General features: G+C 60.4%; 9 protein-coding genes. 7 read left to right on the forward strand and 2 right to left on the reverse strand.

The features are described from left to right. The coding region (locus KGB24_RS27300; protein WP_223435930.1) for a ThiF family adenylyltransferase at positions 1 to 455 on the reverse strand (455 nt) is incomplete at its 3' end. A gap of 211 nt (positions 456 to 666) precedes the next feature. On the opposite strand from KGB24_RS27300, the gene KGB24_RS27305 reads away from it, so the two are divergent. From KGB24_RS27305 to KGB24_RS27320, 4 genes are all read left to right on the forward strand, one after another. Next, complete coding sequence (locus tag KGB24_RS27305) at positions 667 to 3,258, forward strand: glycosyltransferase (RefSeq protein WP_223413782.1); 2,592 nt, start codon at positions 667 to 669, stop codon at positions 3,256 to 3,258. Between the two features lie 198 nt (positions 3,259 to 3,456). Further along, positions 3,457 to 4,608 carry a succinyl-diaminopimelate desuccinylase gene (gene dapE, locus KGB24_RS27310; protein ID WP_008035465.1) on the forward strand — a complete coding sequence of 384 codons (1,152 nt, stop codon included), beginning with the start codon at positions 3,457 to 3,459 and terminating at the stop codon, positions 4,606 to 4,608. Next, the gene (locus tag KGB24_RS27315) at positions 4,608 to 5,420 is read left to right on the forward strand and encodes a putative RNA methyltransferase (RefSeq protein ID WP_223413783.1); all 813 of its coding nucleotides are present in this window, start codon (positions 4,608 to 4,610) and stop codon (positions 5,418 to 5,420) included. The genes dapE and KGB24_RS27315 overlap by 1 nt, the downstream gene beginning before the upstream one ends. A gap of 75 nt (positions 5,421 to 5,495) precedes the next feature. Further along, positions 5,496 to 5,873 (forward strand): hypothetical protein, encoded by a 378-nt coding sequence (locus KGB24_RS27320; RefSeq protein WP_223413784.1) that lies wholly within the window; start codon positions 5,496 to 5,498, stop codon positions 5,871 to 5,873. 138 nt (positions 5,874 to 6,011) lie between these two features. On the opposite strand, the gene KGB24_RS27325 is transcribed toward KGB24_RS27320, so the two are convergent. Next, positions 6,012 to 6,221, reverse strand: coding sequence for a cold-shock protein (locus KGB24_RS27325; protein WP_008035470.1), 210 nt, complete (start codon positions 6,219 to 6,221; stop codon positions 6,012 to 6,014). Between the two features lie 235 nt (positions 6,222 to 6,456). Between KGB24_RS27325 and plsB the strand changes: the two genes are divergently transcribed. The 3 genes from plsB to KGB24_RS27340 all read left to right on the forward strand — a co-directional run bounded on the left by plsB (position 6,457) and on the right by KGB24_RS27340 (position 10,192). Next, positions 6,457 to 8,958 (forward strand): glycerol-3-phosphate 1-O-acyltransferase PlsB, encoded by a 2,502-nt coding sequence (plsB, locus tag KGB24_RS27330; RefSeq protein ID WP_223413785.1) that lies wholly within the window; start codon positions 6,457 to 6,459, stop codon positions 8,956 to 8,958. A gap of 119 nt (positions 8,959 to 9,077) precedes the next feature. After that, positions 9,078 to 9,476: a YbaY family lipoprotein gene (locus tag KGB24_RS27335; RefSeq protein WP_223413786.1), complete on the forward strand. Its 399-nt coding sequence runs from the start codon at positions 9,078 to 9,080 to the stop codon at positions 9,474 to 9,476. 26 nt (positions 9,477 to 9,502) lie between these two features. After that, entirely contained in the window at positions 9,503 to 10,192 is a 690-nt protein-coding gene (locus KGB24_RS27340) for a DUF4197 domain-containing protein (protein WP_008039365.1), read from the forward strand. Positions 10,193 to 10,259: the final 67 nt, after the last annotated feature.

Consider the following 10,259-nt stretch of genomic DNA (forward strand, 5'->3'; position numbering starts at 1 on the left):
GCCCCGCCCGTGGTGATGATCTGGATCTTGCGGCGCTTGCACCAGGCGATCAGCGCAGCCTTGGCGTTGACGCTGTCGATGCAGTCGATCACACAGTCGATGTTCGGCGTGATGTATTCGGCCATGGTGTCGCGGGTGACGAAATCCGCCACCGCGTGCACCGTGCAATCCGGGTTGATCCCGCGCAGGCGCTCGGCCATCACCTCGACCTTGGGCTTGCCGACGGTGCTGTCCAGCGCATGCAACTGACGGTTGGCATTGCTGACGCAGACGTCGTCGAGGTCGAACAGCGAAATCTCGCCCACGCCACACCGCGCCACCGCTTCCGCAGCCCAGGAACCGACGCCACCGACGCCAACAATCGCCACGTGCGCCGCGCGCAGGCGCTCTAGCCCTTCGATGCCATACAAACGGGCGATGCCTGCAAACCGCGGATCTTCTGTGCTCATGACCATTACCCCAAAAACCGGCGCGCATTATAGGGCCACACGCCAAAAGATCTAAGCTACAAGCGACAAGTGTAAGAACTTATGTGAAAGCCGATTGCCCAACGTCGTGCAATTCCCTGTCCGATGTACGTTCAGTGAACTGCCGGTGTAGGATGCGCGCCCCTTGGCGATCGCCAACCGTTCCTTCGTTCCACAGCCTTTGGAACCCGAAATAGCTATGTCATCGCGTAAATTTGGACTCAACCTGGTCGTGGTGCTCGCCATCGCAGCCTTGTTTACCGGCTTCTGGGCGCTGATCAATCGCCCGGTCACCGCCCCCAACTGGCCTGAACAGATCTCCGGTTTCTCGTACTCGCCGTTCCAGCAAGGCCAGTATCCGCAGAAAGAGCAGTACCCGACCGACGATCAAATGCGTCGCGATCTGGAGATCATGAGCAAGCTGACGGACAACATCCGTACCTACTCGGTCGATGGCACCCTGGGAGACATTCCTAAACTGGCAGAGGAATTCGGCCTGCGGGTTACCCTGGGGATCTGGATCAGCCCGGACCTGGAACGCAACGATCGGGAAATCACCCGGGCCATCGAAATCGCCAACTCCTCACGCAGCGTGGTTCGTGTGGTCGTAGGCAACGAGGCCATCTTCCGTAAGGAAATTACCGCTGCCGAACTGAGCGTGCTCCTTGATCGCGTTCGCGCTGCCGTGAAAGTGCCGGTCACCACGTCCGAGCAATGGCACGTCTGGGAAGAACACCCGGAACTGGCCAAGCACGTCGACCTGATTGCCGCGCACGTCCTGCCTTATTGGGAATACATCCCGGTGGACAAGGCCGGCCAGTTCGTCCTCGACCGCGCTCGCGACCTGAAAAAGATGTTCCCGAAAAAACCGCTGCTGCTCTCGGAGGTTGGCTGGCCGAGCAACGGCCGCATGCGTGGCGGCACCGATGCCAGCCCGGCAGATCAGGCGATCTACCTGCGTACGCTGGTGAACAAGCTTAACCGCCAGGGTTTCAACTACTTCGTGATCGAAGCGTTCGACCAGCCGTGGAAGGCCAGTGACGAAGGTTCGGTGGGCGCGTATTGGGGCGTGTTCAACGCTGCGCGCCAGCAGAAATTCAACTTCGAAGGCCCGGTCGTCGCGATCCCGCAATGGCGCGTGCTGGCCATCGGCTCGGCGGTGTTGGCCCTGCTGTCCTTGACCTTGCTGATGATTGACGGCTCGGCCCTGCGTCAACGTGGCCGCACCTTCCTGACTTTTATCGCTTTCTTGTGCGGTTCGGTGCTGGTGTGGATCGGCTACGACTACAGCCAGCAGTACAGCACCTGGTTCAGCCTGACCGTAGGATTTCTCCTCGCACTCGGCGCACTCGGGGTCTTTATCGTACTGCTGACAGAGGCCCATGAACTGGCCGAAGCGGTCTGGACCCACAAGCGTCGGCGTGAATTCCTGCCGGTGGTGGGCGATTCGGACTACAGGCCGAAAGTGTCGATTCACGTGCCGTGCTACAACGAGCCGCCGGAGATGGTCAAACAGACCCTCAACGCCCTGGCCAACCTCGACTATCCGGACTTCGAAGTCCTGATCATCGACAACAACACCAAGGACCCGGCCGTCTGGGAACCGGTGCGCGATTACTGCGCAACCCTCGGTCCGCGCTTCAAGTTCTTCCACGTCGCACCGCTCGCCGGCTTCAAGGGCGGCGCGCTGAACTACCTGATTCCGCACACCGCCAAAGATGCCGAAGTGATTGCGGTGATCGACTCTGACTACTGCGTCGACCCGAACTGGCTCAAGCACATGGTGCCGCACTTCGCCGATCCGAAAATCGCCGTGGTGCAGTCGCCGCAGGATTATCGCGACCAGAACGAAAGCACCTTCAAGAAGCTCTGCTACGCGGAATACAAAGGTTTCTTCCACATCGGCATGGTCACCCGTAACGACCGTGACGCGATCATCCAGCACGGCACCATGACCATGACCCGGCGCTCGGTGCTTGAAGAGCTAGGCTGGGCCGACTGGTGCATCTGCGAAGACGCCGAGTTGGGTCTGCGCGTGTTCGAGAAAGGCTTGTCGGCGGCGTATTACCACACCAGCTACGGCAAAGGCCTGATGCCCGATACCTTTATCGACTTCAAGAAACAGCGTTTCCGCTGGGCCTACGGTGCGATTCAGATCATCAAGCGTCACACCGCCAGCCTGCTGCGCGGCAAGGACACCGAGCTGACTCGTGGCCAGCGTTACCACTTCCTCGCGGGCTGGTTGCCGTGGGTGGCGGATGGCATGAACATCTTCTTCACCGTGGGCGCACTGTTGTGGTCGGCGGCGATGATCATCGTGCCGCAGCGGGTCGATCCGCCGTTGCTGATTTTCGCGATCCCGCCATTGGCGCTGTTCGTGTTCAAGGTCGGCAAGATCATCTTCCTCTACCGTCGCGCCGTTGGCGTGAACCTCAAGGATGCGTTCTGCGCGGCGCTGGCCGGGCTGGCGTTGTCGCACACCATCGCCAAAGCGGTGCTGTACGGCTTCTTCACCAGCAGCATTCCGTTCTTCCGTACGCCGAAAAATGCCGACAACCACGGCTTCTGGGTGGCGATTTCTGAAGCGCGTGAAGAGATGTTCATCATGCTGCTGTTGTGGGGCGCGGCGCTGGGGATCTTCCTGGTGAACGGGCTGCCGAGCAACGATATGCGCTTCTGGGTGATCATGTTGCTGGTGCAGTCGCTGCCGTACCTGGCGGCGCTGATCATGGCGTTCCTGTCCTCGCTGCCGAAACCGGCCGTCGAGGCCGAAACGGCACCGGCAGTCTAAATCTTTGCAGATGCACTAAACGGCGGCCAATGGCCGCCGTTTTGCTTTAAGATAACCGCCATTTTCCTGGCCTTGCCCCCCATTTCCCGTAGGAGCGAGGCTTGCCCGCGAACGAAGCGACTCGGTGTAACAGATACACCTCATTATCGTTCTTCGCGGGCAAGCCTCGCTCCTACAGATAAAGCACCGGAGTTTTCCATGACGGCCCACGCCGACCTTTCGCCGACCCTTCAACTCGCCATCGACCTGATCCGCCGTCCGTCCGTGACGCCGGTCGACGCCGATTGCCAGAAGCAGATGATGCAGCGCCTGGGCGATGCCGGTTTTATGCTTGAGCCAATGCGCATCGAAGATGTGGATAACTTCTGGGCCACCCACGGCAAACACGACGGCCCGGTGCTGTGCTTCGCCGGCCACACCGACGTGGTCCCGACCGGCCCGGTGACCGCCTGGCAGATCGACCCGTTCAACGCGCTGATCGACGAACACGGCATGCTCTGCGGTCGTGGCGCAGCGGACATGAAAGGCAGCCTGGCGTCCATGACCGTGGCCGCCGAGCGCTTCGTCGCCGATTACCCGGATCACAAGGGCAAAGTCGCGTTCCTGATCACCAGCGATGAAGAAGGCCCGGCGCACCACGGCACCAAAGCGGTGGTTGAACGCCTGGCGGCGCGCAAGGAGCGTCTGGACTGGTGCATCGTCGGCGAACCGTCGAGCACTACGCTGGTCGGTGACGTGGTCAAGAATGGTCGTCGCGGTTCCCTCGGCGCCAAGCTGACCGTACGCGGTGTGCAAGGTCACGTCGCTTATCCGCACCTCGCCAAGAACCCGATCCACCTCGCCGCCCCGGCGCTGGCCGAACTGGCCGCCGAGCATTGGGACCACGGCAACGATTTCTTCCCGCCGACCAGTTTCCAGATTTCCAATGTGAATTCCGGCACTGGCGCGACCAACGTGATCCCTGGTGATCTGGTGGCGGTGTTCAATTTCCGCTTCTCCACCGAGTCCACTGTTGAAGGCTTGCAGAAGCGCGTCGCCGATATCCTCGACAAGCATGGCCTGGACTGGCACATCGACTGGGCGCTGTCCGGTCTGCCATTCCTCACCGAACCAGGCGCGTTGCTGGACGCCGTCGCGTCGAGCATCAAGGACATCACCGGTCGCGAAACCAAAGCCTCCACCAGCGGTGGCACCTCCGATGGCCGTTTTATCGCGACCATGGGTACACAGGTGGTTGAACTGGGCCCGGTCAACGCAACGATCCACCAGGTCAACGAGCGCGTGCTGGCCGCCGACCTCGACGTGCTGACCGAAATCTACTACCAGACCCTGATCAAGTTGCTCGCCTGATGCTTGCCTGCCCGATCTGCAGCGAACCGCTGAACGCGGTGGACAACGGCGTGGCCTGCCCCGCCGGGCATCGTTTCGACCGTGCGCGCCAGGGTTACCTGAACCTGTTGCCGGTGCAGCACAAGAACAGCCGCGACCCTGGGGATAACCTGGCGATGGTCGAAGCCCGGCGCGACTTCTTGAACGCCGGCCATTACGCGCCGGTGGCCAGGCGTCTCGCTGAGCTGGCGGCGCAATACGCGCCGCAGCGCTGGCTTGACATCGGTTGTGGCGAGGGTTACTACACCGCGCAAATTGCCGAGGCGTTGCCGAACGCTGACGGTTACGCACTGGACATCTCCCGGGAAGCGGTCAAACGCGCCTGCAAACGCAACCCGCAGCTGACCTGGTTGATCGCCAGCATGGCGCGGGTGCCGTTGGCGTCCGGCAGTTGTCAGTTTCTCGCCAGCGTCTTCAGCCCGCTGGACTGGGAGGAAGCCAAGCGCCTGCTCAGCCCCGGCGGCGGTTTGATGAAAGTCGGGCCGACCAGCGGCCACCTGATGGAATTGCGCGAGCGGCTGTACGACGAAGTGCGTGAATACACCGACGACAAGCATCTGGCGTTGGTGCCGGATGGCATGGCGCTGCAACACAGTGAAACCCTGGAATTCAAACTGACGCTTTCAAGTGGTCAGGATCGCGCCAACCTATTGGCCATGACGCCTCACGGCTGGCGCGCCAGTGCCGAACGCCGGGCGGCGGTCATCGAGCAGACCGAGCCGTTCGAGGTCACTGTTTCGATGCGCTACGATTACTTTGTTCTTCAATCTTAATTTTTGGTCTTGAGCAGCAGCTTGAGGCCGGCTAAATCCGCGAATGGATTTTTCAGACCCGCAGTGAGGACATCCATGCGCCAACCCGATATCGAGATTTACCTGAAAGACGCCGACGTCGACCACAAGGCCGTATCCGTCTGGCTCGGCGCTGCTCTGGGCCCGTGCACCGATTGGGTTCAGAAAGGTCAGACCTACAAGTGCAAGGCCGGCAACGTGCCAGTGACCTGGCTGCCGAAAGCGGTAGGAAAATGGAACAGCCTGTACCTGGAAAGCGACCAGACCCCGTGGGAAGACGACATCGCCTGCGCCCGCGCCGCGTTTGCCGCGCTGAACGTAGAAGTACGTTGTGCGCCGGGCAGTTGGGTCGAGGAAGAAGGTGAAGATACAGCGGATCGCTGGATGCGCATCAGCGCCGATGGCGAAGAAGAGATCACCTGGAAAACTGCTTAAAAGCCGCGACACAAATCAAATGTGGGAGCGGGCTTGCTCGCGAAGGCGGTGTGTCAGTCAACGTTGATGTCGACTGACACACCGCCTTCGCGAGCAAGCCCGCTCCCACATTGGTTATACGTGTCCTGAAGTGTGGGTTTACAACCCCACCACATCCTCAGCCTGCAAACCCTTCTCCCCCGTCACAACGCCGTACTCGACCTGCTGGCCTTCAGTCAGCGAACGATGCCCTTCACCGCGAATCGCGCGGTAGTGCACGAACACGTCCACCCCGTCCTCGCGCTGGATGAAGCCATAGCCCTTGGCGTCGTTGAACCACTTCACGTTGCCGGTTTCGCGTGTTGCCATTTGTTCATACTCCCTTTTTATTATTGATCGGGCTTTTCGCAGGAAAGCCTCGGGAACGTCAGCCTGCGCATACCGGTCCCATGAGGGTGACGGCGACAGTGCGCCGAGTATATGTCAGACATTTAATCTCTCAATAGCACTTTGATTGCCGCTTTTTTGCCGATTTTCAGTGAATCCGGCACACTATCGACCGCCCGAGCAAACGCTCGGTTTATTCCACTCATGCAGAAGCCGTATGACCCGTTCCCCGTTCCGCCGTCTTGTGTTTGGCACCCTGCGCCGACTGCTCTATCTCTGGGTTCGCTCGGAGACGATCAATCAGTCGTCGTTCACCCTCAACCTCGACCGCAGCCGTCCGGTGTTCTACGTCCTGCAAAACCCTTCGCTGACCGACCTCGCCGTGGTCGACACCGAATGCAGCAAGGCGGGCCTGCCGCGCCCGGTGCTGCCGGTGTCTGTCGGCAATCTGCTGGAACCCGCCGCGTTCTTTTACCTGACACCGGAGCCCGACTGGCTCGGTCGCCAGGACAAACGCGGCGCGCCACCGACCCTGACCCGACTGGTCAGCGCCCTGAGCCAGAACGCTGCCGAAGACGCGCAGATCATTCCGGTCAGCGTGTTCTGGGGCCAATCGCCGGACAGCGAATCGAGTCCGTGGAAGCTGCTGTTCGCCGATAGCTGGGCAGTTACCGGGCGCCTGCGCCGCTTGCTGAGCATCATCGTGCTGGGGCGCAAGACCCGCGTGCAATTCTCCGCGCCGATCCACCTGCGTGAACTGATCGAGCACAACAAGGGCCACGAGCGCACCGTGCGCATGGCCCAACGGATTCTGCGAGTGCACTTCCGCAACCTCAAAGCCGCGGTGATCGGCCCGGACATTTCCCACCGCCGCAACCTGGTCAAAGGCCTGCTCAACCAGCCGCTGGTCAAGCAAGCGATCCTCGACGAAGCCGAACGCGAGAATATCTCCCCGGAGAAAGCCAAGGCCCAAGCCCTGCGCTACGGCAACGAGATCGCCTCGGACTACACCTACACCGCGATCCGCTTCATGGAAGTGGTGTTGAGCTGGTTCTGGAACAAGATCTACGACGGCATCAAGGTCAACAACATCGAAGGCGTGCAAAAGGTCGCCCCGGGTTACGAAGTGATCTATGTGCCGTGCCACCGCAGCCATATTGACTACCTGCTGCTGTCCTATCTGCTGTTTCGCAACGGCCTGACCCCGCCGCACATCGCCGCCGGGATCAACCTCAACATGCCGGGGATCGGCGGCCTGCTGCGTCGTGGCGGTGCGTTCTTCATGCGCCGTACCTTCAAGGGCAACCCGCTGTACACCTCGGTGTTCAACGAATACCTGCACACCCTGTTCACCAAAGGTTTTCCGGTCGAGTATTTCGTCGAGGGCGGCCGCTCGCGCACCGGGCGCATGTTGCAACCGAAAACCGGGATGCTCGCGATCACCCTGCGCAGCTTCCTGCGCTCCTCGCGCATGCCGATCGTGTTCGTGCCGGTGTACATCGGCTACGAGCGCGTGCTGGAAGGCCGGACTTACCTCGGCGAACTGCGTGGTGCGAGCAAGAAGAAAGAATCAATCTTCGACATCTTCAAAGTCATCGGCGCACTCAAACAGCGTTTCGGCCAGGTGGCGGTGAACTTCGGCGAGCCGATCAAACTGGCGGAATTCCTCGACAGCGAACAGCCAGACTGGCGTCAACAGGAACTCGGCCCGCAGTTCAAACCGGCCTGGCTCAACGAAACCACCAACCGCCTCGGCGAGAAAGTGGCGCAGCACCTGAACGAAGCGGCAGCGATCAACCCGGTCAACCTCGTGGCGTTGGCATTGCTGTCCACCAGTCGTTTGGCACTGGACGATCGCGCCATGGCGCGGGTGCTGGACCTGTATCTGGCGCTGCTGCGCAAGGTTCCGTACTCGCCGCACACCACGCTGCCGGAAGGTGACGGCCGCGCGTTGATCGAGCATGTGAAGGACATGGACCTGCTGTCCGAGCAAAGCGATGCGCTGGGCAAAATCCTCTATCTGGATGAGCAAAACGCCGTCCTGATGACTTACTACCGCAACAACGTGCTGCACATTTTCGCGTTGCCGGCGTTGCTCGCGAGTTTCTTCCAGAGTGCGTCGCGCATGAGCCGCGAGCAGATCCTGCGCTACACCCGCGCACTGTATCCGTACCTGCAATCGGAGCTGTTCATTCGCTGGTCGCTGGACGAACTGGATGCCGTGATCGATCAATGGCTCGAAGCGTTCGTCGAGCAAGGCCTGCTGCGTTTCGAGAACGACGTTTACCTGCGTCCGGCACCAAGCTCGCGGCATTTCGTGTTGCTGACGCTGCTGTCGAAGAGCATCGCCCAGACCTTGCAGCGCTTCTACATGACGGTTTCGCTGCTGCTCAACAGCGGCCAGAACAGCATCAGCGCCGAAGAACTGGAAGACCTGTGCACGGTCATGGCCCAGCGCCTGTCGATCCTGCATGGCCTGAACGCGCCGGAATTTTTCGACAAGAGCCTGTTCCGCCACTTCATCCAGACGATGCTCGACCTCGACGTGCTCAAGCGTGACGAGGCCGGCAAGCTGAGCTATCACGAACTGCTCGGCGAACTGGCCGAAGGCGCGGCGAAACGGGTGTTGTCGGCGGAGATCCGCTTGTCGATCCGTCAGGTGGCGTTGCATCGCAGTGAAGATGCGGCGGATCTGGTCGCCACACAGCCCGAGAACTAACGCAAAACCCTGTAGGAGCGAGCATGCTCGCGAAAATGGTTCAGTCACCTCATCGCTGACTGACACACCGCAATCGCCGGCAAGCCGGTCTCACTCCTACATTAGATTGGAGATATTCGATGAAAAAACTCTCTCTATTGGCCATCGCCGCTTTGCTCGGAGCCTGCCAGTCCATGCAACCCGCCGCCAAAACCAGCCTCGATGGCGAAGTCTTCTACCTGCAACGCATCGCCCTGCCGCCGACTGCCACCCTGAGCGTCAGCTTGCAGGACGTATCGCTGGCCGACGCTCCTGCCGTGGTGCTCGACGAGCAGAAAGGCCCGGTCAAAGGCCAGGTGCCACTGCCGTTCCATCTGAGTTACGATCCGGCCCAGGTCAAACCCGGCCATCGTTATTCCGTCAGCGCGCGAATCGAAGTGAATGGCCAGCTGATGTTCATCACCACCGAACATCACGCCGTGCAACTGAATGGCAGCGACCCACAGCCATTGAAAATTCGCGTCGACGCCGTCCGTTAATTCTTTTTTTGAACAAGGAAGCCGCCATGTTCCGCCCTACCCTTCGCTTTGCCGGCCTGTGTGCAGGTTTGATGATTTCCGCCAGTGCCATGGCGCTGTCGCTCAGTGACTTGTCGCAAAAGGACGCTACCGGCGGCCTCAAGGATGCCCTGACCCAAGGCGCGCAACTGGCCGTGAAACAACTCGGTACACCGGGCGGCTTCAGCAACAACCCGGACGTAAAGATCGAACTGCCGGGCAAACTGGGCAAGGTCGCCAGCAAAATGAAACAGTTCGGCATGGGTGATCAGGTCGATCAGCTGGAAACCAGCATGAACAAAGCAGCGGAAACGGCCGTGGTCCAGGCTCAGCCGATCCTCGTGGATGCCGTGAAGAAGATGACGGTCGACGATGCCAAGGGCATTCTCAGCGGCGGTAATGACTCCGCCACGCAATACCTGAACAAAACCAGCCGCGAACAGATCCGCGCCAAGTTCCTGCCGATCGTCAAACAAGCCACCGACCAGGTTGGCCTGGCCAAGCAGTACAACTCGTTCGCCGGACAAGCCGCGACCATGGGTGTGGTGGATGCGAAAAGCGCCAACATCGAAAGCTACGTGACCGAGCAGGCCCTGAACGGTTTGTTCGAGATGATCGGCAAACAGGAAGAAACCATTCGCCAGAACCCTGCGGCGGCGGCGACCAGTTTGGCGAAGAAGGTGTTTGGTTCGCTTTAAGCCTTAGTGCTAAACCCTGTGGGAGCGGGCTTGCTCGCGAATGCGGTGGGTCAGTCGACATAAAGTC

Source organism: Pseudomonas sp. BF-RE-25, assembly GCF_019956105.1.
In the GTDB taxonomy this organism is placed as follows: Bacteria; Pseudomonadota; Gammaproteobacteria; order Pseudomonadales; family Pseudomonadaceae; genus Aquipseudomonas; species Aquipseudomonas migulae.